At 60.7% G+C, this 26534-nt stretch carries 27 protein-coding genes and 1 pseudogene; 17 read left to right on the top strand and 11 right to left on the bottom strand.

Annotated features, from left to right (window positions below; translation table 11 throughout):
• Positions 1-102: 102 nt before the first annotated feature.
• Both tldD and L901_RS05270 read right to left on the bottom strand, forming a co-directional pair.
• Entirely contained in the window at positions 103-1518 is a 1416-nt protein-coding gene (gene tldD, locus L901_RS05275) for a metalloprotease TldD (RefSeq protein WP_059754115.1), read from the bottom strand.
• A gap of 82 nt (positions 1519-1600) precedes the next feature.
• Positions 1601-2125 carry an invasion associated locus B family protein gene (locus L901_RS05270; RefSeq protein ID WP_003521101.1) on the bottom strand — a complete coding sequence of 175 codons (525 nt, stop codon included), beginning with the start codon at positions 2123-2125 and terminating at the stop codon, positions 1601-1603.
• 443 nt (positions 2126-2568) lie between these two features.
• Between L901_RS05270 and coxB the strand changes: the two are divergent.
• The 12 genes and pseudogenes from coxB to L901_RS05210 all read left to right on the top strand — a co-directional run bounded on the left by coxB (position 2569) and on the right by L901_RS05210 (position 12698).
• A pseudogene (coxB, locus tag L901_RS05265) lies at positions 2569-3431 on the top strand (cytochrome c oxidase subunit II).
• 16 nt (positions 3432-3447) lie between these two features.
• Positions 3448-5154: a cytochrome c oxidase subunit I gene (ctaD, locus tag L901_RS05260; RefSeq protein WP_020809078.1), complete on the top strand. Its 1707-nt coding sequence runs from the start codon at positions 3448-3450 to the stop codon at positions 5152-5154.
• Between the two features lie 386 nt (positions 5155-5540).
• Positions 5541-6494: a heme o synthase gene (cyoE, locus tag L901_RS05255; RefSeq protein WP_003521104.1), complete on the top strand. Its 954-nt coding sequence runs from the start codon at positions 5541-5543 to the stop codon at positions 6492-6494.
• Positions 6494-6625, top strand: coding sequence for a hypothetical protein (locus L901_RS27815; protein WP_003521105.1), 132 nt, complete (start codon positions 6494-6496; stop codon positions 6623-6625). The genes cyoE and L901_RS27815 overlap by 1 nt, the downstream gene beginning before the upstream one ends.
• Positions 6626-6654: 29 nt before the next feature.
• The gene (locus L901_RS05245) at positions 6655-7272 is read left to right on the top strand and encodes a cytochrome c oxidase assembly protein (protein ID WP_003521106.1); all 618 of its coding nucleotides are present in this window, start codon (positions 6655-6657) and stop codon (positions 7270-7272) included.
• A 61-nt stretch (positions 7273-7333) separates the two neighbouring features.
• A complete protein-coding gene (locus L901_RS05240) occupies positions 7334-8209 on the top strand; it encodes a cytochrome c oxidase subunit 3 (RefSeq protein WP_003521107.1) in 876 nt (291 codons plus the stop codon).
• Between the two features lie 291 nt (positions 8210-8500).
• Positions 8501-8887, top strand: coding sequence for a DUF983 domain-containing protein (locus L901_RS05235; protein ID WP_003521108.1), 387 nt, complete (start codon positions 8501-8503; stop codon positions 8885-8887).
• A gap of 10 nt (positions 8888-8897) precedes the next feature.
• Entirely contained in the window at positions 8898-9632 is a 735-nt protein-coding gene (locus L901_RS05230) for an SURF1 family protein (protein ID WP_059754148.1), read from the top strand.
• A gap of 77 nt (positions 9633-9709) precedes the next feature.
• Positions 9710-10756 carry a 4-hydroxy-3-methylbut-2-enyl diphosphate reductase gene (gene ispH / locus L901_RS05225; protein ID WP_003521111.1) on the top strand — a complete coding sequence of 349 codons (1047 nt, stop codon included), beginning with the start codon at positions 9710-9712 and terminating at the stop codon, positions 10754-10756.
• A 92-nt stretch (positions 10757-10848) separates the two neighbouring features.
• Positions 10849-11817, top strand: coding sequence for a homoserine kinase (locus L901_RS05220; RefSeq protein ID WP_059754145.1), 969 nt, complete (start codon positions 10849-10851; stop codon positions 11815-11817).
• Complete coding sequence (rnhA, locus tag L901_RS05215; protein ID WP_020809074.1) at positions 11814-12254, top strand: ribonuclease HI; 441 nt, start codon at positions 11814-11816, stop codon at positions 12252-12254. The genes L901_RS05220 and rnhA overlap by 4 nt, the downstream gene beginning before the upstream one ends.
• Positions 12255-12389: 135 nt before the next feature.
• Entirely contained in the window at positions 12390-12698 is a 309-nt protein-coding gene (locus tag L901_RS05210; RefSeq protein WP_003521114.1) for a Dabb family protein, read from the top strand.
• A 147-nt stretch (positions 12699-12845) separates the two neighbouring features.
• On the opposite strand, the gene L901_RS05205 is transcribed toward L901_RS05210, so the two are convergent.
• Both L901_RS05205 and L901_RS05200 read right to left on the bottom strand, forming a co-directional pair.
• Complete coding sequence (locus L901_RS05205) at positions 12846-13331, bottom strand: peroxiredoxin (RefSeq protein ID WP_003521115.1); 486 nt, start codon at positions 13329-13331, stop codon at positions 12846-12848.
• 122 nt (positions 13332-13453) lie between these two features.
• Positions 13454-14302 carry a protein-disulfide reductase DsbD domain-containing protein gene (locus tag L901_RS05200; RefSeq protein WP_059754112.1) on the bottom strand — a complete coding sequence of 283 codons (849 nt, stop codon included), beginning with the start codon at positions 14300-14302 and terminating at the stop codon, positions 13454-13456.
• A 161-nt stretch (positions 14303-14463) separates the two neighbouring features.
• Here L901_RS05200 and L901_RS05195 point away from each other — a divergent pair, with 161 nt between their 5' ends.
• The 3 genes from L901_RS05195 (at position 14464) to L901_RS05185 (ending at position 16904) form a co-directional block, all read left to right on the top strand.
• Positions 14464-15069 carry a YqgE/AlgH family protein gene (locus L901_RS05195; RefSeq protein WP_003521117.1) on the top strand — a complete coding sequence of 202 codons (606 nt, stop codon included), beginning with the start codon at positions 14464-14466 and terminating at the stop codon, positions 15067-15069.
• A gap of 106 nt (positions 15070-15175) precedes the next feature.
• Complete coding sequence (locus L901_RS05190) at positions 15176-15367, top strand: CsbD family protein (protein ID WP_003521119.1); 192 nt, start codon at positions 15176-15178, stop codon at positions 15365-15367.
• 433 nt (positions 15368-15800) lie between these two features.
• Positions 15801-16904 (top strand): putative zinc-binding metallopeptidase, encoded by a 1104-nt coding sequence (locus L901_RS05185; protein ID WP_059754109.1) that lies wholly within the window; start codon positions 15801-15803, stop codon positions 16902-16904.
• A gap of 194 nt (positions 16905-17098) precedes the next feature.
• On the opposite strand, the gene L901_RS05180 is transcribed toward L901_RS05185, so the two are convergent.
• From L901_RS05180 to thrC, 4 genes are all read right to left on the bottom strand, one after another.
• Positions 17099-20014, bottom strand: coding sequence for an EAL domain-containing protein (locus L901_RS05180; RefSeq protein ID WP_035262976.1), 2916 nt, complete (start codon positions 20012-20014; stop codon positions 17099-17101).
• Complete coding sequence (locus tag L901_RS05175; RefSeq protein WP_003509108.1) at positions 20011-20610, bottom strand: GNAT family N-acetyltransferase; 600 nt, start codon at positions 20608-20610, stop codon at positions 20011-20013. Before L901_RS05175 ends, L901_RS05180 begins: the two co-directional genes overlap by 4 nt.
• A 93-nt stretch (positions 20611-20703) precedes the next feature.
• Positions 20704-22002, bottom strand: coding sequence for a pitrilysin family protein (locus tag L901_RS05170; protein WP_003520499.1), 1299 nt, complete (start codon positions 22000-22002; stop codon positions 20704-20706).
• Positions 22003-22023: 21 nt separating this feature from the next.
• A complete protein-coding gene (gene thrC, locus L901_RS05165; protein ID WP_003520498.1) occupies positions 22024-23421 on the bottom strand; it encodes a threonine synthase in 1398 nt (465 codons plus the stop codon).
• Positions 23422-23685: 264 nt separating this feature from the next.
• On the opposite strand from thrC, the gene L901_RS05160 reads away from it, so the two are divergent.
• Positions 23686-24225 carry a hypothetical protein gene (locus L901_RS05160; protein WP_059754143.1) on the top strand — a complete coding sequence of 180 codons (540 nt, stop codon included), beginning with the start codon at positions 23686-23688 and terminating at the stop codon, positions 24223-24225.
• 72 nt (positions 24226-24297) lie between these two features.
• On the opposite strand, the gene L901_RS05155 is transcribed toward L901_RS05160, so the two are convergent.
• The 3 genes from L901_RS05155 to L901_RS05145 all read right to left on the bottom strand — a co-directional run bounded on the left by L901_RS05155 (position 24298) and on the right by L901_RS05145 (position 25630).
• Positions 24298-24612: a BrnA antitoxin family protein gene (locus L901_RS05155; protein ID WP_059754107.1), complete on the bottom strand. Its 315-nt coding sequence runs from the start codon at positions 24610-24612 to the stop codon at positions 24298-24300.
• Positions 24591-24869, bottom strand: coding sequence for a BrnT family toxin (locus L901_RS05150; RefSeq protein ID WP_059754104.1), 279 nt, complete (start codon positions 24867-24869; stop codon positions 24591-24593). Before L901_RS05150 ends, L901_RS05155 begins: the two co-directional genes overlap by 22 nt.
• Before the next feature lie 71 nt (positions 24870-24940).
• Positions 24941-25630, bottom strand: coding sequence for an HAD family hydrolase (locus tag L901_RS05145; protein WP_003520496.1), 690 nt, complete (start codon positions 25628-25630; stop codon positions 24941-24943).
• A gap of 222 nt (positions 25631-25852) precedes the next feature.
• On the opposite strand from L901_RS05145, the gene L901_RS05140 reads away from it, so the two are divergent.
• The gene (locus tag L901_RS05140) at positions 25853-26533 is read left to right on the top strand and encodes a GntR family transcriptional regulator (protein WP_059754101.1); all 681 of its coding nucleotides are present in this window, start codon (positions 25853-25855) and stop codon (positions 26531-26533) included.
• Position 26534: the final 1 nt, after the last annotated feature.

Below are 26534 nucleotides of genomic sequence, written 5' to 3'. Positions count from 1 at the left end.
GGATTCCGGCTCAAGGCCGGAATGACGGACCGGGTATAGGGTGCCACGTCGTTTTGTCCGCGTTATCGACTCAACTGGGTGCAATCACCCGAAAACCACCGCCTACGCCTTCGTGCCGCCCACGGTGATCTGGTCCATGCGCAGATGCGGCTGGCCGACGCCGACGGGCACCCATTGTCCGGCCTTGCCGCAATTGCCGATGCCGGTATCGAGCTTGGAATCGTTGCCGATCATCGACACGCGCTTCATCGCATCCGGCCCGTTGCCGATCAGCATCGCGCCCTTTACCGGCGCGCCGATCCTGCCGTTCTCGATGAGGTAAGCCTCGGTGCAGCCGAACACGAATTTGCCGGAGGTGATATCCACCTGGCCGCCGCCGAAGGAAACGGCATAGATGCCCTTCTTCACGGAAGCGATGATTTCTTCCGGCGTCTTGTCGCCTGATAGCATATAGGTATTGGTCATGCGCGGCATCGGCACATAGGCGTAGCCCTGCCGGCGGCCGTTGCCGGTGGGCTTGGCGCCCATCAGCCGGGCGTTCTGCCGGTCCTGCATGTAACCGACCAGCCTGCCGTTCTCGATCAGCACATTATAGCTGGAAGGCGTACCTTCATCGTCGATCGTCAGCGAGCCGCGGCGGCTGTCGATGGTGCCGTCATCCACCACGGTCACGCCGGGGGCGGCGACCATTTCGCCCATCAGGCCGGCGAAGGCCGAGGTTTTCTTGCGGTTGAAGTCGCCTTCCAGACCGTGGCCCACCGCCTCGTGCAGCATGACGCCCGGCCAGCCGGAGCCGAGCACCACATCCATGGTGCCGGCCGGCGCGTCGATGGCGGTGAGGTTGACGAGCGCCTGGCGCAACGCTTCATCCGCACCGCGCTGCCAGTTTTCCGTGGTGATGAAATCGCTAAAGCCGACCCGGCCGCCAATGCCGTAAGAGCCGCTTTCCTGCCGGTCGCCTTCGCCCGCCACGACGGAAACATTGATGCGGGTCATCGGCCGGATATCGCTGACGCGATGGCCGTCGGCCCGCAGGATGTCCACCACCTGCCAGCTTGCGGAAATGGTCGCCGTCACCTGCCGGACCTTGTCGTCCTTATCGCGCAGATAGGCGTCGATATCGGTGAGGAGCTTCACCTTTTCCTCGAAGCTCGGGCTGCCGATCGGGTTCTCGTCACCATAGAGCTTCTTGTTGGTGCGCTGCGGTGCGGCGGCATAGGAGCCGGAATAACCTCTGGTCACCGCACCCACTGCATCCGAAGCGCGCTTCAGCGCGCCCTGCGACAGCTCGCCCGCATGGGCGTAGCCCACCGTTTCGCCGGCGACGGCGCGCAGGCCGAAACCCTGATCGGTGTTGAAGGAACCGCCCTTCAGCCGGCCATTATCGAAAGTCAGCGATTCGGCCTGGGCATGTTCGATGAAAAGCTCGCCATCGTCAGCGCCGGCGAGCGCCTCGCCGACGAGCTTGCGCAATTGCGTTTCGTCGCAATCGAAGAGTTTTACAAGATCGTCGGTCATGGGAGGCTCCAGTCATTATCGTTCAATGACCGATTTAGGCACTGGAGCGGACGGACGCAAGGCTGTCCGGCAATGGCAGGCTTTAAGGAAGCGCGTCGTAGCCCTCGGCAAAGCCGGAAAGCTCGATCGGAATACCGACGCGATCCTGATCCACGGCTTCGCGCAGCGCGAAAACCGCATTCTTGCCGGCGCGCAGAACCTTCAGCAGCTCGTCGTCGATATCCACTTCCACATAGCAGCCTTCGGAGAAGCAGCGGGTGAAATAGGCGCGGCCGATATTATTATTGTCGATATAAAGCTCCATGCCATCCTTCAAAAGCACGCCGAGCGGTGCGAGGATACGCAGGATGCGCGACTTGCGGTCGGCCGTCTTCAGCACCACCACCGAAAGACCAACTTCCGGGCGGTCATCGGCGATCACGTTCTGCATCAGCGCGCATTGTTCTTCGGAGGCGCCCGCCGGCTTGTCGCAGATGACAGACCATGCTCCGTGCGTCGACTTCGGCGTGCCGGGCGGCTGCTGTTGCGCCAGCGCCGCAGCGGCGGGAGCGATGATGGCAAGACCGGCGGCGGCAAGAAAAGTGCGCGCGAGCGGGGAAAGACGCATGGATACCTCTGGGATTCGAATCAGTGCGGCTATTTTGACGCCATAATCCGGAAAAAAAAGCCTCAGGCCTTCAATTCCAGCGGAGTTGGGCGGAAATAGGACCTGTCTTCCGGTATGGGCGTCTGATTTGCCCGGCGCGACATTCATTATCCGGCGATGAAACTGGCGGCAAAACCGGCTGCGAGAAGGGGCTTTGCCGCATTTAGGCTGTTTGAAACCGCGTTCGGCCGGTCCGGTGAGGCATGGGGTGAGAGAAAGTCGCCGTGGATTGACCAATGGCAAAATTGGGGCGCATCCGTGTCCCGACGCATATTGCGGCAGAGGACAAACTGTGGTTTGAAGTTAGTACCATAAGCATGGATTCTGCGTCTGTGATTGATCTAGATCAGACGCGTGAGGGAGAGGGTACCGTGACGAATAGGATTTACGCAGCATTGGCGGGGATGACCTGTCTGCTCACGGCTGTCGGCGCCCACGCCGATCAGCCGGTGCATTGGCAAATGGGCATGCAGGAGGCCGCCACGCCGATCATGCACGAAATACGCTGGTTTGAACAATATACGCTCTGGTTCATTGTTCCGGTTACGCTTTTCGTTCTTGCGCTGCTCATCGTCGTCGCCCTGAAATTCCGCGCCGCGAAAAATCCGGTGGCTTCCAAGACCAGCCATAACACGGCGATCGAGGTGGTCTGGACGCTGGCGCCGGTTCTCATTCTCCTGTTCCTTGCTTTCCCGTCGTTCAATCTCCTGAACGCGCAGCTCACGCAGCCGGAAAACCCCGATGTGACGCTGAAGGCGACCGCCACGCAATGGCTGTGGAGCTATGAATATACGGCCGCCGAAGGCGCCGAGCCGGTTTCCTTCGACAGCTACATGCTGAAGGACCAGGATCGCGCCGCCGCGGGCAAGGAAGACAGGGCCCGCTATCCGCGTCTTCTGGCGGTAGACAATGAAATGGTCGTTCCGGTCGGCAAGACCGTTCGCCTGCTCGTCACCGCCGCGCCGACGGATGTGATCCATTCCTTCGCCATGCCGGCTTTCGGCGTCAAGATCGACGCCGTTCCCGGCCGCTTGAACGAAACCTGGTTCAAGGCGGAAAAAGAGGGCCTTTATTACGGTCAGTGTTCCGAGCTTTGCGGCAAGGACCATGCCTTCATGCCGATCCCATTCGGGTGGTTTCCGAACAGCAGTACAACACCTGGCTCACCGCCGCCGCTTCTGACCTGAGCGGCGCGAACCGGGCGCTGATGGCCTCTGTCGATGGCGCTCCGCGCACCGTCGACGTTGCCGCCAACGAAACCAACTGACTCTGGAGTGAGGACAATGGCTGGACCTTCCGCACACGACGATCATCACTCGCATGGTCATTCCGCACATGATGGGCACGATCACTCGCATGATGCGCATCATTCCCATACGCCGGGCTTCTTCGCCCGCTGGTTCCTGTCGACCAACCACAAGGACATCGGCACGCTCTACCTGATCTTCGCGATCATCGCCGGCATCGTCGGCGGCGGGCTTTCCGTCGTCATGCGCATGGAGCTTCAGGAGCCGGGCATCCAGATCTTCCACGGTCTGGCGTCCATGGTCTACGGCTTCGAGGGTGACGCCGCCATCGATGGCGGCAAGCACATGTTCAACGTGTTCACCACCGCGCACGCGCTGATCATGATCTTCTTCATGGTCATGCCGGCGCTGATCGGCGGTTTCGCCAACTGGATGATCCCGATCATGATCGGCGCTCCGGACATGGCTTTCCCGCGCCTGAACAACATCTCCTTCTGGCTGATCGTTCCGGCTTTCATCCTTCTCATTCTCTCGCTCTTCGTCGAGGGCCCTGCGGGCGCCTACGGTGTCGGTGGCGGCTGGACCATGTATCCGCCTCTGTCGACCAGCGGCATGCCGGGACCGGCGGTGGATCTGGCGATCTTCGCGCTGCACGTTTCGGGCGCGTCGTCGATCCTCGGTGCGATCAACTTCATCACCACCATCCTCAACATGCGCGCTCCGGGCATGACGCTGCACAAGATGCCGCTTTTCGCCTGGTCGGTCCTCGTCACCGCGTTCCTGCTCCTGCTTTCGCTGCCGGTTCTGGCGGGCGGCATCACCATGCTTCTGACCGACCGTAACTTCGGCACGGCATTCTTCTCGCCGGAAGGCGGCGGTGACCCGATCCTTTACCAGCACCTGTTCTGGTTCTTCGGCCATCCGGAAGTCTACATCCTGATCCTGCCGGGCTTCGGCATCATCAGCCACATCGTCTCCACCTTCTCCAAGAAGCCGGTCTTCGGTTACCTCGGCATGGCCTATGCCATGGTCGCCATCGGCGCCGTCGGCTTCATCGTCTGGGCCCACCACATGTACACGGTCGGCTTGTCGCTCGAAGCGCAGCGTTACTTCGTCTTCGCCACCATGGTCATCGCGGTGCCGACGGGTATCAAGATCTTCTCGTGGATCGCGACCATGTGGGGCGGTTCGCTCACCTTCTCGACCCCGATGGTCTGGGCGATCGGCTTCATCTTCCTGTTCACGGTCGGCGGCGTCACCGGCGTCCAGCTCGCCAATGCCGGTCTCGACCGTTCGCTGCACGACACCTATTACGTGGTGGCGCATTTCCACTACGTTCTGTCGCTCGGCGCGGTCTTCGCGATCTTTGCCGGCTGGTATTACTGGTTCCCGAAGATCACCGGCTACATGTACAGCGAATTCCTCGGCAAGCTGCATTTCTGGGTCATGTTCGTGGGCGTGAACCTCGTGTTCTTCCCGCAGCACTTCCTCGGTCTTGCCGGCATGCCGCGCCGCTATATCGATTATCCCGATGCCTATGCCGGCTGGAACATGGTATCGTCCTACGGTTCCTACATCTCGGCCGTCGGCGTGCTGATCTTCCTCTTCTGCGTCTGGGAAGCCTTCGCAAAGAAGCGGATCGCCGGCAACAACCCCTGGGGTGAAGGTGCGACGACGCTCGAATGGCAGCTGTCTTCGCCGCCGCCCTACCACCAGTGGGAACAGCTGCCGCGCATTCGCTGATGCGCGGGCCGGAAGGCGCGGGCAGGGCCTGCGAATTCCCGGCGCTGAAAATGAGGGACGGCGCGGTTCGGTCCGTGCCGTTTCCCGAACGGGCAGTCTCTCCTGCCGCGTGACATTTTGTCCAAGCGATGCCTGCCGTCCGACGTGATACATGCCCCGGACGTGATAAATGCCAAATCTGGCCTTTATGAAATGCAAGCGCAGACGAATGGCGGCAGGGTGCGGCGAAAAGCCGGAAAATGGCATCGGTTTTGCCCGGCGCCGCTCATGCCAGGACGTTCGGGACCCATGAATTGACGCATCGCGCATGCCGGAAATCACATTCGTTTTCGGGCCGGTGCAGGGGACGTCGCTTCACGCGGCGTTCGAAGGAAACAGGACAGGAAATGAGCATTATCGACAATCGCGACATGCTGGGCGTGAAGGGCTCCGAACTTTCGGAAGCAGGCGCGCGCGATTATTTCGAATTGCTGAAGCCGCGCGTCATGTCGCTCGTCGTCTTCACGGCCTTTGCGGGTCTCGTGCTGGCGCCGGGTGAAATCAATCCGGTGCTCGGCATCATCGCCATTCTCTGCATCGCCGTCGGCGCCGGCGCGTCCGGTGCGCTCAACATGTGGTACGATGCCGATATCGACGCCGTGATGAGCCGTACCGCCCGGCGGCCGATCCCGTCCGGCCGCATCGCGCCGCGCGAGGCGCTGGCCTTCGGGCTGACGCTGTCGGCCTTTTCGGTGGTCATTCTCGGCCTTGCGGTCAACTGGTTCTCGGCCGGCCTGCTCGCCTTCACCATCTTCTTTTACGCCGTCATCTATACGATGTGGCTGAAACGCTCGACGCCGCAGAACATCGTCATCGGCGGTGCGGCCGGCGCTTTCCCGCCCATGCTCGGCTGGGCCTGCGTCACCGGCGGCGTCTCGCTGGACAGCATCATCCTGTTCCTCATCATCTTCCTCTGGACACCGGCGCATTTCTGGGCGCTAGCGCTGTTCAAGATGCGCGATTACGGCGCCGTCGGCATTCCGATGATGCCGAACGTGGTCGGCGAACGCTCCACCAAGAACCAGATGATCGTTTATGCGGTGCTGACCGCGGCCGCGGCCGTCGCACCTTATTTCACCGGCCTTGCGAGCGCCGGCTACGGCATTTTCGCCGCCGTGCTGAGCGCGATCTTCGTCTACTGTTCGCTCGATGTCCGGCGCATGCCTGAGGGCGACGAGAAGATGCTGCCGGCCAAGAAGATGTTCGCCTATTCGGTGCTTTACCTTTTTGCGATTTTCTCCGGCCTTCTGGCCGATCATTTCGCGCCGGCCCTGAAGGCCGTCATGTCGGGAGTCCTGTGATGGAAACGGTGGAACTGAGCGCGGCGCAGAAAAAATCGAGACGTGGGCGAAACATCGCGCTCGGCGTCCTGCTCGCCGGCCTGGTGGTGCTGTTCTACATCATCACCATCATCAAGATCGGCTCGCACTGACGCGCTGATCGAGGGGAGAGGAGGAGGAGATGGCGAATATGGAAGCGCAGACGGCAGGGACCGGCAGGCAGCGGGTGAGCAATCGCTCCATCCTCGTGCTTTGTCTGGTGTTTTTCTGCGCCATGATCGGCATGGCCTATGCCGCCGTGCCGCTTTATACGCTGTTCTGCCGCGTCACCGGCTATAACGGCACCACCCAGCGCGTCGAGCAATATTCCGACGTCATCCTTGACAAGACCATCAACGTCACCTTCGACGCCAATACGTCGAACGGCCTCAACTGGGATTTCCAGCCGGTCGACAAAAAGGTCACGCCGAAGATCGGCGAAACGGTGCAGGTGACTTTCAAGGCGACGAACCGCTCACCCGTGGCGACCACGGGCACGGCGGTTTTCAACGTCACGCCGATGGAAGCCGGCGCCTATTTCAACAAGGTGGAGTGCTTCTGCTTCACCGAAACGACGCTGCAGCCGGGTGAAACGCTGGAGATGCCGGTGGTGTTCTTCGTCGATCCTGACATCGCCACGGCGCGCGAGACCAAGAGCATTCATACTTTAACGCTGTCCTATACGTTTTATCCGGCCAAAACCGAAAAACCGGTTGCGTCCTTGCCGGTAAAGACTTCATCTGGCGAAAGCAAATTGTGAGAGGAGATCTGGCCTTTTATCCGAGGCCGGATCAGGGAAGAGACATTCGGGGATTGTCGCAATGGCAGATACGCATCAGAAGAACCACGACTACCACATTATCGATCCAAGCCCCTGGCCGCTTCTGGCCTCGATCGGCGCCTTCATCCTGACCTTCGGTGGCGTCTGTTACATGCGTTACCTGTCGGGCGGCTCCTTCAAGCTGTTCGGCGCGGAACTGGCCAATCCCTGGCTGTTCTATATCGGCCTCGTCATCGTTCTTTACACCATGTACGCATGGTGGTCCGATACGATCAAGGAAGCCCATGAGGGCAACCACACCCGCGTCGTCTCGCTTCACCTGCGTTACGGCATGATCATGTTCATCGCTTCGGAGGTGATGTTCTTCGTGGCGTGGTTCTGGGCCTATTTCGATGCCAGCCTCTTCCCGCACGAGGCCATTCAGGCGTCGCGCCTCGAATATACCGGCGGCCAATGGCCGCCCAAGGGCATCGAGGTGATCGATCCCTGGCACCTGCCGCTCTACAACACCGTCATCCTGCTTTTGTCGGGCACCTGCGTCACCTGGGCGCACCATGCCCTGCTGCATAATGACCGCAAGGGCCTGATCACCGGTCTGTTGCTCACCGTCGCGCTCGGCGTCCTGTTCTCCACCGTGCAGGTTTACGAATACATGCACGCGCCGTTCGACTTCAAGAATTCGATCTATGGCGCGACTTTCTTCATGGCCACCGGTTTTCATGGTTTCCACGTCTTCGTCGGCACGGTCTTCCTGCTGGTCTGCCTGTTCCGCGCCGTTGGCGGCGGTTTCACGCCCAAGCAGCATTTCGGTTTCGAAGCGGCTGCCTGGTACTGGCACTTCGTTGACGTCGTCTGGCTGTTCCTGTTCTTCGCCATCTATATCTGGGGTGGCTGGGGCGCGCCGCTGCACGGCTGATTGCGTCGGATAGAGGACTGGGTCCGCAGCAAGGCATCCCGTGGAGCGAGCGGGTGCCACGTGTTTCTTCTCCCCGCCGGGGAGAAGTCCGCGGTAGCGGGATGAGGGGGCGAGGTCAGCGATAAACTGAGAGGTTGCCCCCTCATCCGACCCTTCGGGCCACCTTCTCCCCGGCGGGGAGAAGAAACAAGCAGCAAAGCCGAGCGACAGATGACTGCCTTGGTTTAGAAGCACGCTTCCAACAGGCTCGCTGTCGTCCTCGGGCTTTGGGCAACTTCGCGGGAGGTCGTCATGTCTGAACCATCAAATGGCAATTTCGCGCCGGTCGATCCCATCAAGGTCGGGCTCAAAGGCTGCTGCCCGCGCTGCGGCAACGGACGGCTGTTCGACGGCTTTCTGACCATAAAACCCGCCTGCAGCGCCTGCGGACTGGATTACGGTTTTGCCGATGCGGGCGATGGCCCGGCGGTTTTCGTCATGCTGATCGTCGGTTTTCTGGTCGTCGGGCTGGCGCTCTGGTTCGATCAGCGTTTTGCACCGCCGGTCTGGGTGCATGTCATGCTGTGGTTGCCGTTTACGGTGATTGTCTCCCTCGTGCTGCTGCGCAAGCTGAAAGGGATCATGATTGCGCTGCAATACCGCAACAATGCAAGCGAAGGCAGGCTTGATCGTGAATGACGTTTCCCACATGAAGGCGGCGGAAAGGCGGGTCTGGTTCGCCGCGCCGCTGGTGCTGCTGGCGCTTGCCATTCTTCTCGGGCTCGGCACCTGGCAGGTGAAGCGTCTCTACTGGAAAGAGGCGCTGATTGCCGATATCGAGGAGCGGCGGAGCGCGAGCCCGGTGCCGCTCTCCGACATAGAGGCGATCGCGAAAAGCGGCGGCGATATCGAATACCGCACGGTCAGTCTTTCCGGCACCTTCGATCATGCCCGCGAGCGGCATTTCTTCGCCACCCATCAGGGGCAAACCGGCTATTACATCTATACGCCGCTGACGCTCGCCGATGGCCGCATTCTCTTCGTCAATCGCGGCTTCGTCCCCTTCGAGATGAAGGAACCGGCCAAACGGCCCGACGGGCAGGTTGCCGGCGAGGTGACGATCACCGGCCTTTCGCGCGCGCCGCTGGTCGCGAAACCGTCCTCGCTGCTGCCTGATAACGATATCGCCAAGAACATCTTCTACTGGAAGGATCTGGCGGCCATGGCCTCCAGCGCCGATATCCCGCCCGACCGGCTGGTCCACCTCTTCGTAGATGCTGACAACGCGCCTAATCCGGGCGGTTGGCCGCAGGGTGGCGTGACGCTGATAGATTTGCCCAACAATCACCTGCAATATGCGATAACGTGGTATGGGTTGGCGGCGGCCCTTGTCATCGTCGCCGGTTTTGCCTATTTCCGGAACGGTAAGGCGCAGGGTGAATAAAGCGCAGCCCGTCCGGTAAGGCAGCTTGTCGGGCAAGGCCATGAAGCACGGCCCAAGGAGCAGGCCAAGGAGCTGGAATGAACATCGCCGTTTCCAAACCCCCTTTGACGATAAGGCTGTGCGGACCGCGCGGCTTTTGCGCGGGCGTGGACCGGGCGATCCAGATCGTCGTGCTGGCGCTGAAGGCCTATGGCGCACCCGTCTATGTCCGCCACGAAATCGTGCATAACCGTTATGTGGTGGAAGGGCTGGAAGCCAAGGGCGCGGTTTTCGTCGAGGAACTGCATGAAATTCCCGCCGAGCACCGCGAGCAGCCGGTGGTTTTTTCGGCCCACGGCGTGCCGAAATCCGTGCCGGAAGATGCGCAGGCGCGTAATCTGTTCTATCTCGATGCCACTTGCCCGCTGGTCTCCAAGGTTCACAAGCAGGCCATGCGCCACCAGCGCCTTGGCCGCCATGTGGTGCTGATCGGCCATGCCGGCCACCCCGAGGTCATCGGCACCATGGGCCAGCTTCCGGAAGGAACGGTCTCGCTCATCGAGACGGTGGAAGATGCCGGCCGTTATGAACCGGCGGACCGCGAAAATCTCGGCTTCGTCACCCAGACGACACTTTCGGTCGATGACACGGCCGGCGTCATCGCCAGGCTGCAGGAACGTTTCCCGGCCATTCAGGCGCCCGCCGCCGACAGCATCTGTTACGCAACCACCAACCGTCAGGATGCGGTGAAGCAGGCGGCCCCCGGCTGCGACCTCTTCATCGTCGTCGGCGCCCCCAATTCCTCCAATTCCAAGCGGCTTGTGGAAGTGGCCCTGCGGGCCGGTGCACAGCGCTCCGTGCTGGTGCAGCGGGCCTCGGAAATCGACTGGAATGAAATCGGCGATATCCGCACCGTCGGCCTTTCGGCCGGCGCATCCGCACCGGAGGTCATCGTCGATGAGATCATCGAGGCCTTCAAGGCGCGTTTCGATACGACGCTCGATCTCGCCGTGACGGTCGAGGAAACGGAACATTTCCTCGTCAATCGCGAGCTGCGCAGCATCGAGCTGACGACGGACGATATGGCTTTCGTGAACGGCAATGCCAATGATGCGCTGCCGCCGAAAACCGCCGCCGGTATCTGAAGCGGGATGGCGCTGAATGCGGGCGGTTTCCGTCCCACATGCGTCATCTCCACCCGAGATTTCCACTCCATCCTTCATCAAGAGATTTGAAATTGGCAGTTTATACGGACATCACCGAAGATGATCTGAGGAATTTCCTCACGCAATATGACGTCGGCAGCCTCACCTCCTATAAGGGCATTGCCGAAGGCGTCGAAAACTCCAATTTCCTGCTGCATACCACCAAGAACCCGCTGATTCTCACGCTTTATGAAAAGCGCGTGGAGAAATCCGATCTGCCCTTCTTCCTCGGCCTCATGCAGCATCTGGCCGCCAAGGGCCTGTCCTGCCCCCTGCCGCTGCCGCGCAAGGATGGCGAGTTGCTGGGAGAGCTGTCCGGCCGGCCGGCGGCGCTCATCTCCTTTCTCGAAGGCATGTGGCTGAGAAAGCCGGAAGCGAAACATTGCCGCGAAGTCGGCAGGGCGCTGGCCGCCATGCATCTGGCCGGCGAGGGGTTCGAGATCAAGCGGCCGAACGCGCTTTCCGTTGAAGGCTGGAAGGTGCTTTGGGACAAGTCCGAAGACCGCGCCGACGAGGTGGAGAAGGGCCTGAAAGACGAGATTCGCCCCGAGATCGATTATCTCGCCGCCCATTGGCCGAAAGATCTGCCCGCCGGCGTCATCCATGCGGATCTGTTCCAGGACAATGTGTTCTTCCTCGGCGATGAACTGTCCGGCCTGATCGACTTTTATTTCGCCTGCAACGACCTGCTCGCTTATGACGTGTCGATCTGCCTCAATGCCTGGTGCTTCGAAAAGGATGGCGCTTACAACGTCACCAAGGGCAAGGCGCTGCTGGAAGGTTACCAGTCGGTACGCCCGCTGAGCCAAGCGGAGCTGGAGGCGCTGCCGCTTCTGGCGCGCGGTTCGGCGCTGCGTTTCTTCCTCACCCGCCTTTATGACTGGCTGACGACGCCGGAAGGCGCGCTGGTGGTCAAGAAGGACCCACTGGAATATCTGCGCAAGCTGCGGTTCCACCGTTCCATCGCCACTGTCGCCGAATATGGGCTGGCGGGCGAATGAAACATGTCGATATTTTCACCGATGGCGCTTGCTCCGGCAATCCCGGTCCCGGCGGTTGGGGCGCCGTGCTGCGTTACGGCGAGGTGGAGAAGGAACTCTCCGGCGGCGAGGCCGAGACCACCAATAACCGCATGGAATTGATGGCGGCGATCTCGGCGCTCAATGCGCTGAAAAGCCCCTGCGAGGTCGATCTTTATACCGACAGCTCCTATGTGAAGGACGGCATCACCAAGTGGATTTTCGGCTGGAAAAAGAAGGGCTGGAAAACCGCCGATAACAAGCCGGTCAAGAATGTTGAACTATGGCAGGCGCTGGAAGCGGCGCAGCAACGCCATAAGGTTACCCTGCACTGGGTCAAGGGCCATGCCGGCCACCCGGAAAACGAGCGCGCCGACGAGTTGGCGCGAAAGGGCATGGAGCCCTTCAAACGGCGGTAATGGAAGCCTGCTCTATTTCGGGCCGGGCAAATCCGCGCTGGCGGCCCCGTTATCGGGGGTTGTGAAAACCGAAACCCGACCTATCTTGTCGTCAAGGGGCGCTCCGGTAGCGCCCAACGGAGGAGAGAAATCCGGATGATCCTGCATTGTGTATTTCTACGCTTCAAGGCTGCAACGGCCTCTTCTGAAAAACACGCAATATTCGAGGCGATTGCCGCCCTGAAGGATGTGATACCCGGCATCATCGATGTGAAATACGGCCAGAATGTCTCACCCGAGGGGCTGAATGGCGGTTTCGTCGATGGTTTCATCGTAACGCTGGAAAGCCCCGAGGCCCGCGACGACTATCTCGCCCATCCCAAGCACATGGAAGTGGGGGAACGTCTCGTGTCGCTCACCGATGGCGGTCTCGCCGGGCTTCTGGTGTTCGATATGAATGTTTGAGAGAGCGGCTTCTCGTCGCTCTCTTCCGTGATGCTCGGGCTTGTCCCGAGCATCTGCAACGTCTCGATTGAATTGGACGTGATTAGATCCTCGGCACAGCGCCGAGGATGACGTCTTATCTAGGGCCAAGAGGCCTTCTTCTTAATGTCAAAGTTGCTCGATCATCGCCGCAGCGGCCGAGACCGTTGCCTGGCCGGGGTTTTCTTCCACGTTGAGCGACTTCACCACACCGTCTTCCACCAGCATCGAATAACGCTTGGAGCGCACGCCGAGGCCGCCGGCGGAAAGATCGGCGTCGAGGCCGAGCGCCTTGGTGAAAGCGGCGTCCCAGTCGGCGAGGAAGTGGATTTTGCCCTGACCGCCGGAGGATTGCGCCCATGCGCCCATCACGTGCCAGTCATTGACGGCGACGACGGCGATATCGTCAACGCCCTTGGAAAGAATGGTGTCGCGGTTTTCGAGATAACCCGGCAGGTGATTCAGCGAGCAGGTGGGGGTGAAAGCGCCGGGAACGGCGAAGAGAACCACCTTCTTGCCGCCGAAAAGCGCGTCCGTGGTGGTTTCCACCGGGCCGTCGGCCGTCTTTTCCTTGAAAGTTGCGGAAGGCAGTTTTTCGCCGATCTTGATGGTCATGTCCGTGCTCCTGTAGCCGTTCGGTTCGCGCGACTATAGAGCAACCAAATGAAACGTGTCATGCGGTTTTCGCAGGAAATTCCATTGCAGACGCGGCCGCTCAAACGTGACCGCCGAACCGATCAGGGCTTTGGAAAATGGAGCATCGTTTCCATGGCCCGGTCGCCGGATTTGACCAGGATAGGCCAGCTATTGCCCTGCACCTGATAGGTTTTCGGCAGGCCCTTGATGTTCATGTAGAAGGAGAGCTTGCGCTTGTCGCGCACCAGGTTCTGCGGCTCGTAATAGGCAAAGCCAGAGGGGCCGGCAATGAAGATTTCGGTCTCCTTCGGCGCGTTTTCCGGAAGCTGCAATTGCACGCCGAGCATGGTCTTGTCGGGCGTGATGTGGAAATCGATCACCTTGAAATCGTCGGATGCCGCCTCGGGCAGCGTTTCGCGCGCCTCCTCCAGCAATCGCCGTTCCTCGCGGTCGTCATCGCCCGCATTGCCGCGCTCGATTGAAAACTTCGCCTCGAAGGGAATGCAGATATTCTGGCACACGCCGATGAAGGCGGTGAGATCGATTTTCCCGCCTGCCGCCGGGTCCGTGGCTTTCAGCTGAAACGGAAGACTGACGGCGTGGTCATAGCCGATATCGGTGATGTCGCCGTTTTCGATCAGCTTCGGAACCGGATAAGCCATGGTGGTGAGCGCCGCGCCGCTCGCCGGATCGGGCGTGATCTGCGGCGGTATGCCCGCTTCGCCCGGTTCGCGCCAATAGGTGATCCAGCCGTCCTTCGGCTCGATCTGCAGCACGCCGCGCACCACGCCGTCGGCATCCATGGCAAGGCTTGCCACGCGCATCTGACCGCCTTCGCTTCTGGCCCAGTCGGTAATCTCGCCCTGGGCGGCTTCAGCACCGCCAAGTAGGGCAGCAAATGCCGCTGCAAAACGGAAATGTGAAAATCGAAAGAATATTCTGGCGCTCATGCTTTCCGTCTAACCCAACATCGCCCGGCGGACCAGTTACGAATTCGTGCGGTTCATCATTTTCGGTTGATTGATCGGGCGCTATGCCGCATCCTGTCCTTTGTCGAAGTGCGAACGCCGTTTTCCGTTAAACGACGGAATGCGGTCTGCTGGAGGCGCCGGTGAGCTTTTCAACCCTGATGGACAAACGCGAACGTGGCTTTCTCGATGGTCAGTTCCTCATCGCGATGCCGGGGCTGGACGACGGCAATTTTGCCCGTTCGGTGATCTATATCTGCGCCCATTCGGATGCCGGCGCCATGGGCTTCATCATCAACCGGCCGCAGCAGATCACCTTTACCGATATTCTGCTGCACCTGAAACTGGTGGACAGCAACGACGCCATCATGCTGCCCAACCGCACCCGCGAATTCCCGATCCAGTGCGGCGGCCCGGTGGAATCCGGCCGGGGTTTCGTGCTGCATTCGGATGATTATTTAAGCGAATCCAGCATTCCGGTCAGCGATGACATTTCGTTGACGGCAACGCTCGATATCGTCCGCGCTATTTCCAACGGCCGCGGTCCGCAAAGGGCGACCATGATGCTCGGTTATGCCGGCTGGGGTCCGGGCCAGCTGGAAAACGAGATCGCCAATAATGGCTGGCTGAATTGCCCCGCAGCGGAAGAGCTGATCTTCGACCGCGGGCTGGACAATAAATACGAGCGGGCGCTGGCGCTCATGGGCGTCGATGCGCGCATGCTCTCCACGGATGCCGGGCACGCCTGAGCCCCTGCATATTCCCGCCCGTTTTGGCTGGAACCAAATCCCGACCCCTGACGTTACTCACCCGGAAAGCCGGACAGACAGTACGGCTCAACGAGGGAGTAGTATTATGGGTAGCACATCTGACAAGATCGCCGGTAAAGCCAATGAAGTTGCTGGCAAAGTGAAGAAGAACGTCGGCGAAGCGACGGGCAATAATGAATTGCGCGCCAAGGGTGCCGCCCAGGAAGCCAAGGGCAAGGTACAGACCAGCGTTGGCAAGGCGAAAGACGCCGTCAAGGGCGCCGTCGACCGCATGTAATTTCGCCTGACGAGTTGCGCCTCTTTCGATGCGGCGCTTCGGAGCGTATGTGTTGACCGCACATGCGCTCCTGTCGTCTGGGATGTTCCGAAGGCGGCCGCCTGTTACGCCCTTCATAGTGGCCACCGTGGGCGACCGTTGCCAATCATTGATGCTCCTGCGCTCCGGGCTTACCCCCCTCTGTCCTGCCGGACATCTCCCCCTCAAGGGGGGAGATCGACCTGAGGCGAGGTCTCGCCCATCTCAATGCTTGAGAATGGAGTGGTGGAAGAGCGTCTTGCCGATCTCCCCCCTTGAGGGGGAGATGTCCGGCAGGACAGAGGGGGGTAAGCCCGGAGCGCAGGAGCACCAATGATTTTCAGCTGTCGTCTACGATGCATGTTGGCATCGTATGTTTCCTCCACCCACCCGATCCATCGCAAGGGTTTCATCGATGAAGCTTTTTTCCTGCGCATCCTGCGGCCAGCCGGTCCATTTCGACAATCGTTTCTGCGTTTCCTGCGGTCATCGTCTGGCCTTCGTGCCGGAGCGGCTTTCCATGGAGGCGCTGGCGCCCGCGGGTGAGCCGAACTGGCAGATCGTTGCGGATCCGCAAAAACAAGTGCGGTTCTGCGCCAATGAAGTGAACGATATCTGCAACTGGTCGGTGCCGGCGCAAAGCGACAGCGCCTTTTGCCCGGCCTGCAGCCACAACCGTCTGGTGCCGGACATCGCGACGGATGAGGGCATCGCACAATGGCGTCGCATCAGCCAGGCGCAGCGGCATCTGTTTTATTCGATCCTGCGGCTCGGCCTGCCGCATCCCAATCGCGATGCCGATCCGGCGGGCGGCCTCGTCTTCGACTTTCTGGTGGACGAGGTGGCGCCCGATGGTTCCGTCATTCCCGCCATGACCGGTCACGATGAGGGCCTGATCGCCATCCGCGCCGCGGAAGCCGACGATGTCACCCGCGAGCAGGTCCGCGCCAATATGAACGAGCCGTACCGCACCATGCTCGGCCATTTCCGCCACGAGGTGGGGCACTTCATCTGGAACAAGCTGGTGCGGGATGAGAACCGCCTGGAGGCCTGCCGCGCCGTCTTCGGCGACGATAGCGAGGATTATGGCGCCGCTCTGCAACGCAATTACGAACAGGGGCCGCGTGCCGACTGGCAGGAAAGCTTCATCAGTTCCTATGCGTCCGTCCACCCCTGGGAGGATTTCGCCGAATGTTTCGCCCATTATCTGCACATCGTCGATACGCTGGAGACGGCGCGCGCCTTCGGCGTGGCCATCGATCCCGATGGGCATGAAGAAATGGCGGCGGAGGTGACTTTCGATCCCTACAACGCCCGCAGCGCCGAACAACTGGTCAAGGCCTGGATTCCGCTCAGCGTCGCGATCAACTCGATCCAGCGCAGCATGGGGGAGGCGGACCTCTATCCCTTCGTGCTGACACCGCCGGTGGTGGTGAAGATGGAATTCATTCACGACCTCCTGCATGGGAGGGTGGCGGCGGATGCGTCAACACAGGTGCAGGCTGCCCTGGTTCAGTGAATGTTCGACAAACGAGGAGTAACAGTCGGCAAACGCGCCGTTTCCTCCTCCCGTCATGCCGGACTTGATCCGGCATCCAGCCAGCCCAAGTCCTTGGGCTGAATGACTTTTCTCGCCGCGCCGACGCGCGGCGGCTGGATTCCGGCTCAAGGCCGGAATGACGGAGGTAGCTACCTTGCGTTCCAATACTCCGCTTACGAAGCCCGCTTCGTCGGCTGGAACCGTTCCCGCAGAAGCTTCAGCGCCGCATCGCCCGAAACCGGGGTGCCGAACAGGAAGCTCTGGCCGAAATGGCAGTTCATGCGCGCCAGTTCGGCCGCATCCTCGGGCGTTTCGATGCCCTCCGCCACCACCTGCATGTCGAGCGCCCGCGCCATGGCGATGACGGAGCGCAGGAGCACGTTGCGCTTGTCGCTGGTATTGGCCACCAGCGCCTTGTCGAGCTTGATGGTGTCGAAGGGGAAGCGGGTGAGATAGGCGAGCGACGAATAGCCGGTGCCGAAATCGTCCATGGCGAGGCTTAAGCCCGTTTCCTTGAGCTTGGAAAGCACCAGCCGCGCCTGCTCCGGGTTCTCCATGACGACGGATTCCGTCAGTTCCAGCTTCAGCTGCTGCGGATTGCAACGCGTGCGGGTCAGCATGCCGCGCACGTCATTGTACAATTCATTGTTCAGCAGCTGCGCGCTGGAAATATTGACGGAAATGAAGATCGGCATCTTCTCGATGGCGTGTTGCCAGTCCATCAGATCGGTCGCCGCCCGTTCCAGCGCGAACATGCCGAGCGGCTCGATCAGGCCGGAGGCCTCCGCAATCGGAATGAATTCGCTCGGCGGAATATTGCCGCGCTTGGGGTGCTCCCACCGCATCAGCGCTTCGAAACCGGCCAGCTCGCCGTCGTCGAGCTTGACGATTGGCTGGTAGGCCAGCGACAGCTCCTTGCGCTCGATGGCGCGGCGCAGGTCGCTTTCCATCTGCAGGCGGTCGGTGCCCGACGTGCGGAAGGCGGGGCGGAAGGGCTCGACGCGGTTGCCGCCGGCGCGCTTGGCGCGATACATGGCGAGTTCCGCATCGCTCAAGAGTCCGGCCGCACTTTCCTGCTGGTCGATCCACGAAACGAGGCCGATGGAGGCGGTGAGAATGATTTCGCGATTGGCGAAATTGATCGGCACCATGATCGCCTTGTTCACCGCATCGGCGAAATCGGCCACACGCTGCGGATCGCGCTCCGAGGTCAGGATCAGGCCGAACTCATCGCCGCCAAGACGCGCCAGCGTATCCTGCGGTTTCAAAAGACGGCGCAGACGACGGGTTAGCGCAATGAGGATATTGTCACCGGCAGCAATGCCGAGCGTATCGTTGACTAGCTTGTAGCGGTCGATATCGATGGCCATCACGGTCGGGCGCACGCCGTCGCTGTCGGAAGACAGGTTGAGGATCGATTGCAGGCGGTCGAGGAACACCTGCCGGTTCGGAAGCCCGGTCAGATTGTCGTTCATCGCGTCCTGAAGCAGTCGCTCGACGGAATTCTTCTGCTCGGTAATATCGGTGATGGTGCCGACGCAGCGGATGATTTCGCCGTTGGAGCCGAGAACCGGACGGGCGCGGATTTGCAGCCAGTGGAAATGACCGTCTTCGGCACGAATGCGGAATTCGTGGTTGAGGCGGCCCTTGCGATGGTCGAGCAGCACGTCGAGCGTCGCCTTGAACCGGTCGCGATCGTCAGGGTGCAGGCGCGGCAGCCAGTTGCGCGCAGCGCCGTGCATGGCGCCGGGTTCCAGCCCCAGCCGGTTGGAAATATCGGGCGTGGTGACGATGCGGTCGCGCGTCACATCCCAGTCCCAGACCGTATCGCCGCTGCCCGTCAGCGCCAGCGATTGCCGCTCGAGATCGGAGAAGAGACCCTGTTGGTAGGCGCTGCCGGCAAAGGCGTGCTGAATGACGGTGAAGCCGATCAACAGCACGATCAGCACCAGCCCGCCGCCGAGTGCGGGCTGCACGATGTCATTGTCCAATTGCCCCGTGACCGTCAGCCAGCTGCCGAACAGCCAGACGAGGATAAGCGCCCAGGAAGGCACGAGCAAAATCGCCCGATCGTAACGGTTGAAACCGAGATAGACGATAAGTGCGATGCCGGCCGTTGCGGTGAGCGCAAAGGACACGCGCGCGATACCGGAGGCGACCGAGGGATCGTAGATCGCCACGCCGAACAGCAGCGCCAGACCCACCACCCAGGCAAAGGTCGCATAACCGAGATGCGCATGCCATCGGTTGAGATTGAGATAGGTGAACAGGAAGACCACGAAGCTGGAGGCGAGCGCCACTTCCGCGCCCGCCCTCCATATTCGCTGATCGCTTGAGGTGACGGTGATGAGCTTTTCGAGGAAGCCGAAATCCACGCATATATAGGCGAGCACCGCCCATGCGAGCGCGGCCGAGGCCGGCAGGACGGAGGTACCCTTGACCACGAACAGGATGGTCAGAAGCACCGCGAGCAGGCCGGCAATGCCGAGCACGATGCCGCGATAGAGCGTAAACGCGTTGATCGTGTCCTTGTAGGCCTCGGGCTCCCACAGATAAAGCTGCGGCAGCTGCGGCGTGGAAAGCTCGGCGACGAAGGTGATGACGGAGCCGGGATTGAGGGTGATGCGGAACACGTCGGCATCCGGGCTCGGCTGCCGGTCGAGCGCAAAGCCTTCGCTCGGCGTAATCGCCATGATGCGCTGCGAGCCGAGATCGGGCCAGAACAGCTTGGAATTGACGAGGCGGAAATGCGGCGCGACGATCACGCGCTCCAGCTGCTCTTCCGAAACGTTAGCGAGTGCGAAAACCGCCCAGTCGCCCTGATGGTCGGTGGAGCTGGCGCGCACCTCGATACGGCGGCGAATGCCGTCGGGGCCGGGCGCGGTCGAGACCTGAAAGGCTTCGCCCTGGTTGGCATAGATATCGGTGGTGGCCGTCAGGTCGAGCGCCGTGTCGTCACGGGAAATCTTCACCGGCTCGAAGGCGTAGGAATAGGAAGAGAAAAGCAGGAAAAGCAGGAAAAACGGCGCAGCCAGCGCGATTGCCGCCAGACGTTTCGCAAGGCAAGGCGCAGTGTGATTGTAGGTCATGTATCGTACTTCGTTCCGCCGGAGCTTTGCTTGTCGGCAAGAAGGGAAAACATCATATGATCCCGCCATTGGCCATTGATTTTCAGATATTCCCGCAGGAGGCCTTCCCGCTGGAACCCGGCATTTTCGAGAAGCCGGATGCTTTTGAAGTTTTCCGGAATACAGGCTGCCTCGATACGGTGCAACTGAAGTCCGTTAAAGATGTATGGTATTACCAATTTTAATGCGGCAGACATATGGCCTTGGGCGGCGTGCCGCTCGCCGATCCAGTATCCGATCATGCAGCTTTGCGCCGCACCCCGGCGGATGTAACCGATGGTGATGCCGCCGACCAGCAGCGTCTCTTTCTCGAATAGCAGGAAGGAAACGGCGGTGCCGGAGGAAAATTCCTGGCCGTTGCGCACCACGCGCATGCGGAAGGCGCCTTCCGTCAGCTCGTCCGGCCGCCAGGTCGGCTCCCAGGGCTGAAGAAACTGCCGGCTTTCGGAGCGCAACACATGCCATTGCTTGAAATCGCCGTAGCGCGGCAGTCTGAGAAGGTGATTGGCGCTGCGCAGTTCGGGCGTGTCGCTATGTCGGGAAAGAAAACGCAGCATTCACGATCCCTGTGCGGCAGACATCGCCATCCGCGAGCGGGATGGCGAAAAAGATGAGCGGTCTTTGCCTTTAAATCCCGCTCTCATATCGGTTTATCCGTTCGCCTTTATCCTTGCGGGCTGCTGCGCGGAAAGCGCCGCAGTGATGTCGGAAAGAGGCGGCAGATGTTCGAGCGGGCCAATTGCGGACAATGTCGGAACTGTATCGAAAAACAGCCGTCCCGCAAGATCGGTCAGGCGCGCGCGGGTGATGTCGCCAAGCCGCTCCATCATCTCCTCATTGGGGATGGGCCGGCCGTAAAGCATCATCTGCCGGGCCATCTGGCCGGCGCGGGCGGCCGGGCTTTCCTGGCCCATCAGCAATTGCGCGCGGATTTGCGCCCGGGCGCGGTCGATTTCTTCCTGATGGATGGTCTGCGAGGACTTACGAAGTTCCTCCAGAATGACGGGCACCAGTTCCGGCAGGTCGTTGCCGCCGGTGGCCGCATGCACGCCGAAGATGCCGGTATCGGAAAAGCCCCAGTGGAATGCATAGACGGAATAGCAGAGGCCGCGATATTCGCGCACTTCCTGGAACAGGCGGGAGGACATGCCGCCGCCCAGTATATTGGCGAGAATCTGCGAACAATAGAAATCGCGGGCGTGATAGGCCTTGCCCTCGAAGCCGAGGAGCACCTGCGCATCCATCAGGTCGCGGGTCTCGCGGATTTCGCCACCGGTATAGATAGCCTTTTCGAGCACCGGCGTGGCGATGGGCAATTGCGGCAGCGAGGCGAAACGTTCCTCCACCTGCTTCACGAAGCTTTCGTGATCGACAGCGCCGGCCGCCACGACGAAAATGCGGTCCGTCGTGTAGTTGCGGGCGAGATAATGCCTGATCTGGCCGGTGGTGAAGGATTGAACGGTGTCCGGCGTGCCGAGGATCGGGCGGCCGATGGTCTGGTCGCGATAGGCGACACCGGAGAAATTGTCGAAGATCACGTCGTCGGGCGTATCGGTCGCCGCGCCGATTTCCTGCAGGATGACGTTTTTCTCCCGCTCCAGCTCGTCTTCGTCGAACAGCGATTCCGTCAGGATGTCGGCAAGAATATCGACGGCGAGGGGGACGTGGTCTTTCAGGACGCGGGCGTAGTAGGAGGTCGTTTCCGTCGATGTCGCGGCGTTGACTTCGCCGCCGACATTTTCGATTTCTTCGGCGATCTGCCGGGCGGTGCGGCGCGCCGTGCCCTTGAAAGCCATATGCTCGAGAAGATGGGCGATGCCGTGTTCGGCAGTCGTCTCGTTGCGGGAACCGGATTTGATCCACACCCCAAGAGCGACGCTTTCGAGATGCGGCATTTTTTCCGTCACAACGGTCAACCCGGACGAAAGCCGGGTCACATTTACTCTCATACTCAACGTCTTTCCGCGTCTCTATTTGCCGGCGCGTGCGTGTTTGCCGATGAAGGTTTCCACGGCTTTGAGCTCCGCATCCAGAATGTCGAAACGCTCCTCCCGGTTCATAATGTCAGCTAACCATACTGGAAGCGCAGGCTCGATTGCGCAAGCGGATTTTACAGCGGCCGGGAATTTAGCCGGGTGAGCGGTCGACAGAACGACCATCGGGCTTGACGCCTTTTCGTGCTTTTCCGCCACGAAAACGCCGGTCGCCGTATGCGGGTCGATCAGGTAGCCGGTTTTCTCAAGCGTGTCGCGGATCGTTGCCGCCACCTGCTTTTCGGTGGCGCGGCCGGCGCGGAAATCCTTCTTGATGAATTTCAGCGCATGCGGCGGAATTTCAAAGGATCCGGATTGCTTGAGGCCGTCCATCGATGCCTTTACCGCAGCGGAATCACGGCCATAGGCTTCGAACAGCAGGCGTTCGAAGTTGGAAGAGATCTGGATGTCCATGGAGGGCGAGGTGGTCGGCTTGACGCCGCGCATCTCGTAACGGCCGGTCTTCAGCGTGCGCGCCAGAATGTCGTTGTCATTGGTGGCGATGACGAGCTTGTCGATCGGCAGGCCCATCTTCTTGGCGACGTAACCGGCGAAGATATCGCCGAAATTGCCGGTCGGAACGGTGAAGGAAATCTTCCGGTCGGGACCGCCGAGCGAAAGCGACGCGGTGAAATAATAGACCACCTGCGCCATGATGCGCGCCCAGTTGATGGAGTTGACGCCGGAAAGCTTCACGCCGTCGCGGAACTTCACGTCGTTGAACATCTCTTTCACCAGCGTCTGGCAATCGTCGAAATTGCCGTTGATCGCCAGCGCATGCACGTTGGAAGCGGTCGAGGTCGTCATCTGGCGCTGCTGCACCGGAGAGACCTTGCCGTTCGGGAAAAGGATGAAGATATCGGTGCGCTCGCGGCCTGCGAAGGCGTCGATGGCCGCGCCGCCGGTATCGCCCGAGGTGGCGCCGACAATGGTGGCGCGCTCGCCGCGTTCGGAAAGCGTATAGTCCATCAGGCGGGCGAGAAGCTGCATCGCCACATCCTTGAAGGCGAGCGTGGTGCCGTGGAAAAGCTCGAGAACGAAGGTGTTCGGACCGGTCTGCGTCAGCGGCACGACGGCAGGATGCCGGAAGGTCGCATAGGCGTCGTCGATCATCGCCTTGAACTTGTCCGCCGGAATCTCGCCGCCGGTGAAACGGTAGAGAACCTCGAAGGCGACATCCTGATAGGACTTGCCGCGCAGGTTGCGGATTTCCTTCTTCGACATGGAAGGCCATTTGCGCGGAACATAAAGCCCGCCGTCACGGCCAAGGCCCGCCAGAAGCGCGTCGCAAAAACCAAGCGAAGGGGCCGCACCCCTGGTCGATACATATTCCACGAGATAGTCCCTTATCAGTTACCGATGCGATCGGCGTCTTTGTCCGCAGCGTCTCACCGGAATGAGGCGATTGGCGAGCTAATGAAGGGCTTTTCTGAAAATTCAAGCAAAACCGAACATGCCAATCGATTTTTTCCGGCGTCGCTGCTATAGACCATCGCCAACCTGGGTGAAAGGTCAATAAACAGCGTCTCCGGTTCTGTTCCGGGACAAGGGAGAGGATTTAGAAGAGTGTCAGGGAATTTCTTGCGTTTGTCCGCCGCGATGTCGCTTCTCGTCGTTGTTGCAGGATGCAATTCCTCCAACCCGTCGGACTCGTTTGCCGTCAACCCGCCGGCGGCGCAGGCCGCACCGACGGCTGCCGTGGTTCAGGCCAATTGCCCGGCCGTGACGGTTCTCGATGCCAACGCCGTTCATCGCGTCTATGCCGGCGGCGCCAAGGACGATCCGCAGAAACTCGCCTATCAGGTCTCGCTGTCCGATACGACGCGTTCATGCACCGCCAATGAATCGACGCTGACAGTAAACGTGCTGGCCCAGGGCCGCCTCGTTCCCGGCCCGATGGCCAAGCCCGGCCGCGTGACCGTGCCGATCCGCGTGACGGTGAAGGACGGCGACGGCGAGATCTACGGCGAAACCACCGCCTTCGCCGTCGATGTTCCCGCAGGCGGGGCCGGCACGCAGTTCATCTTCAACAACGACCACGTCGCCATCCCCAACGGACCGGGCGGCGCACCGAAGTCTGTCAGCGTCTTCATCGGCTTCGCCGAGCAGGGCGCAAAGGCCAAGACCAAGCGCCGGTGATTTGACGGGCTAGATGTAAAAAACCGGGGGCTGCTTTTGCGGACTCCGGTTTCTTTTTGAATGGCAACGAATTTAAATGCCTGCTGCCTTTCGCAAGGCCTCGTTGATGCGGCTCTGCCATCCTTTGCCACCTTCGCGAAAACGCTCCACCACGTCTTCATCGAGGCGTAACGTCACCTGTTTCTTCGGCTTATCCACCGGCGGGCGGCCACGCGTCTTTCTGTATTCATCAATTGCTTCGAAGAAAGCAGGAGGCAAAACGTCTCGGGCGGGGCGTGCATTTGCCAATTCCTGATCCGTCATTTCCGGGAAATCGACGGCGTCCCAGTCCGCTTCGGTATAGCCGCGTCCGGGTTTGAATTCTTTTAGTTTTGCAACTTTGGCCATGGCAACCTCCTTCTTTCCCTGGAACTCGCCCGTCGGAAGCTGATGATGGATATTGCTTCTGTCCCGACAGTCGCAAAAACAACGGCCATAGTCCCGTCCCGGAAATATCCGATCGCTTTGAAGCGCGAACTTCCCGGTTCGGTCAGGCTTTTCTCGATGATGGCGTTCTCCCAATCAAACCCATCGATATCTTCAAAATCGAAGCCGTGCTTCTCGATATTGGCGAGCCGCTTGTGCTCATCCCATATGATTTTCATGAATTAATGTAGCTACATTTATTAAAATATCAATGCTGCCACTCAGATCACGAAAGAAGCCCCTTCACAACTCAAAAAGCGCCTTCCCACTCCGCCATCGCTGCAATCACGGCCGGCAGGTCCTGCATGCGCGAGATCACCGTTTCGGCGCCCGCATCCGTCAGCCGGTCGGCATGGCTCGGATAGGTGTGGGATGCGCCGGTGAAGCCGATGACGCGCATGCCGGCGGCTCTTGCGCCATGGATGCCGTGCACGGAATCCTCGACCACGACCACGCGGTCGGGGGAAACGCCGAATTGCGCCGCGCCATGCAGGAAGATGTCGGGCTTCGGCTTCACGCGGTCGGCTCCAAGGTCCTTGGCGGAATAGATATGCGGTGCGAAATAGGGCTTCAGGCCCACCTTCGTCAGCATCATGTCGAGGCGGTGGCTCGATGAGTTCGAGCAGATGCAACGCGGCGTGGTCAGGCGCGACAGGGCGAATTTTACGCCCTCGATGATCTTCACGTCGCGTTCCAGCCGCATGTCGAGCAGCTTTTCCGATTTGTCGAGCAGCGAGGCGGAGAGCGGAATGCTGGCTTCGCTTTCCACCTGCAGAAGAATGTTCTTCCAGGTCATGCCGGCGAAACGTTCGCCCATTTCCTCGACGGAGATCGGATATCCGGCTTCGGTCAAGAGGCGGGATTCCACCTGCGCCGCGATGATTTCGGAATCGACCAGAACGCCGTCACAGTCGAAAATAATGAGGTCGAAGCCGCTCATGGGCGCTCCCTGTATCGGATTTGGCTGGAAGAAAATGATGCCGGGCTTTTAGACCATGTCCGCGCCAAGCTCAACCGGCTCACCCGCAAAGGTCGGTCCCATCAGGCTCATAGCTCGGTCGGCCTGTGTAAGCGACTGTGCCGCCTCGAATATTTGGTTTGGCGTTACTCTTTCGCGCAAAAACAGCTACACACGGCCGCGCTATATGCGTTATGGGATGTTATGCCCAAGCCAGTGAAGAACACGCCCGAAGACACCATTGCCGCGCGCATCAGCCGCACGCTCGCCGACCGCATTGTTCGCGGTGAGCTGTCGCCGGGCGAAAGGTTGCGGCAGGATCACATCGCCGCCGAATTCGGCGCGTCGCATGTGCCGGTGCGCGAGGCATTCCGCCGGCTGGAAGCGCAGGGGCTTGCCGCCAGCATTCCGCGCCGGGGTGTCCGGGTGGCGGATTTCGGCCTTGACGATGTGCGCGAAGTGGCGGAAATGCGCGCCGCCCTTGAGGTTCTGGCACTGCGCCACGCCATTCCCAACATGACGCCCGCCATTCTCGACCAGGCGGAGGCAGCGACGCTCGAAGGCGACAGCGCCGTCGATGTGCAGCATTGGGAGGAGGCCAACCGCCGCTTCCACCGCCTCATCACCGCGCCCTGCAACATGCCGCGCTTGATGGAGGCGATCGACGGGTTGCATGCGGCGAGCGCCCGCTTCCTGTTTTCCGCCTGGCGCGCCGGCTGGGAGCGCCGCACCGATACCGATCACCGCGCGATCATCGATGCGCTGCGCGGCGGCCGCGCCGAAGAGGCGGTGCGTATCCTCGACGGGCATGTGCAATGGATCGGCCGGAAGGCGATCCGCACCTCGTCCGGCTCGGTGCGCGACGCCTTCGCTATCGTTGGATAGG

The sequence above is a fragment of the Agrobacterium sp. D14 genome (genome assembly GCF_001526505.1).
GTDB classification, from domain to species: domain Bacteria; phylum Pseudomonadota; class Alphaproteobacteria; order Rhizobiales; family Rhizobiaceae; genus Agrobacterium; species Agrobacterium leguminum.
Note: the sequence above shows the minus strand (reverse complement) of the source record. Positions and strands in the feature narration are given on the sequence as shown.

What these genes read in the sequence shown, in the direction of transcription:
- L901_RS05170 (WP_003520499.1), bottom strand. Translation starts at nt 22,002, where the DNA reads ATGAGAGTAAATGTGACCCGGCTTTCGTCCGGGTTGACCGTTGTGACG.
- L901_RS05140 (WP_059754101.1), top strand. Translation starts at nt 25,853, where the DNA reads ATGCCCAAGCCAGTGAAGAACACGCCCGAAGACACCATTGCCGCGCGC.
- L901_RS05160 (WP_059754143.1), top strand. Translation starts at nt 23,686, where the DNA reads ATGTCGCTTCTCGTCGTTGTTGCAGGATGCAATTCCTCCAACCCGTCG.
- L901_RS05190 (WP_003521119.1), top strand. Translation starts at nt 15,176, where the DNA reads ATGGGTAGCACATCTGACAAGATCGCCGGTAAAGCCAATGAAGTTGCT.
- L901_RS05235 (WP_003521108.1), top strand. Translation starts at nt 8,501, where the DNA reads ATGTCTGAACCATCAAATGGCAATTTCGCGCCGGTCGATCCCATCAAG.
- L901_RS05150 (WP_059754104.1), bottom strand. Translation starts at nt 24,869, where the DNA reads ATGAAAATCATATGGGATGAGCACAAGCGGCTCGCCAATATCGAGAAG.
- L901_RS05145 (WP_003520496.1), bottom strand. Translation starts at nt 25,630, where the DNA reads ATGAGCGGCTTCGACCTCATTATTTTCGACTGTGACGGCGTTCTGGTC.
- rnhA (WP_020809074.1), top strand. Translation starts at nt 11,814, where the DNA reads ATGAAACATGTCGATATTTTCACCGATGGCGCTTGCTCCGGCAATCCC.
- tldD (WP_059754115.1), bottom strand. Translation starts at nt 1,518, where the DNA reads ATGACCGACGATCTTGTAAAACTCTTCGATTGCGACGAAACGCAATTG.
- L901_RS05240 (WP_003521107.1), top strand. Translation starts at nt 7,334, where the DNA reads ATGGCAGATACGCATCAGAAGAACCACGACTACCACATTATCGATCCA.
- L901_RS05210 (WP_003521114.1), top strand. Translation starts at nt 12,390, where the DNA reads ATGATCCTGCATTGTGTATTTCTACGCTTCAAGGCTGCAACGGCCTCT.
- L901_RS05230 (WP_059754148.1), top strand. Translation starts at nt 8,898, where the DNA reads ATGAAGGCGGCGGAAAGGCGGGTCTGGTTCGCCGCGCCGCTGGTGCTG.
- L901_RS05185 (WP_059754109.1), top strand. Translation starts at nt 15,801, where the DNA reads ATGAAGCTTTTTTCCTGCGCATCCTGCGGCCAGCCGGTCCATTTCGAC.
- ctaD (WP_020809078.1), top strand. Translation starts at nt 3,448, where the DNA reads ATGGCTGGACCTTCCGCACACGACGATCATCACTCGCATGGTCATTCC.
- L901_RS05205 (WP_003521115.1), bottom strand. Translation starts at nt 13,331, where the DNA reads ATGACCATCAAGATCGGCGAAAAACTGCCTTCCGCAACTTTCAAGGAA.
- L901_RS27815 (WP_003521105.1), top strand. Translation starts at nt 6,494, where the DNA reads ATGGAAACGGTGGAACTGAGCGCGGCGCAGAAAAAATCGAGACGTGGG.
- L901_RS05245 (WP_003521106.1), top strand. Translation starts at nt 6,655, where the DNA reads ATGGCGAATATGGAAGCGCAGACGGCAGGGACCGGCAGGCAGCGGGTG.
- ispH (WP_003521111.1), top strand. Translation starts at nt 9,710, where the DNA reads ATGAACATCGCCGTTTCCAAACCCCCTTTGACGATAAGGCTGTGCGGA.
- cyoE (WP_003521104.1), top strand. Translation starts at nt 5,541, where the DNA reads ATGAGCATTATCGACAATCGCGACATGCTGGGCGTGAAGGGCTCCGAA.
- L901_RS05200 (WP_059754112.1), bottom strand. Translation starts at nt 14,302, where the DNA reads ATGAGCGCCAGAATATTCTTTCGATTTTCACATTTCCGTTTTGCAGCG.
- L901_RS05270 (WP_003521101.1), bottom strand. Translation starts at nt 2,125, where the DNA reads ATGCGTCTTTCCCCGCTCGCGCGCACTTTTCTTGCCGCCGCCGGTCTT.
- L901_RS05155 (WP_059754107.1), bottom strand. Translation starts at nt 24,612, where the DNA reads ATGGCCAAAGTTGCAAAACTAAAAGAATTCAAACCCGGACGCGGCTAT.
- L901_RS05180 (WP_035262976.1), bottom strand. Translation starts at nt 20,014, where the DNA reads ATGACCTACAATCACACTGCGCCTTGCCTTGCGAAACGTCTGGCGGCA.
- L901_RS05175 (WP_003509108.1), bottom strand. Translation starts at nt 20,610, where the DNA reads ATGCTGCGTTTTCTTTCCCGACATAGCGACACGCCCGAACTGCGCAGC.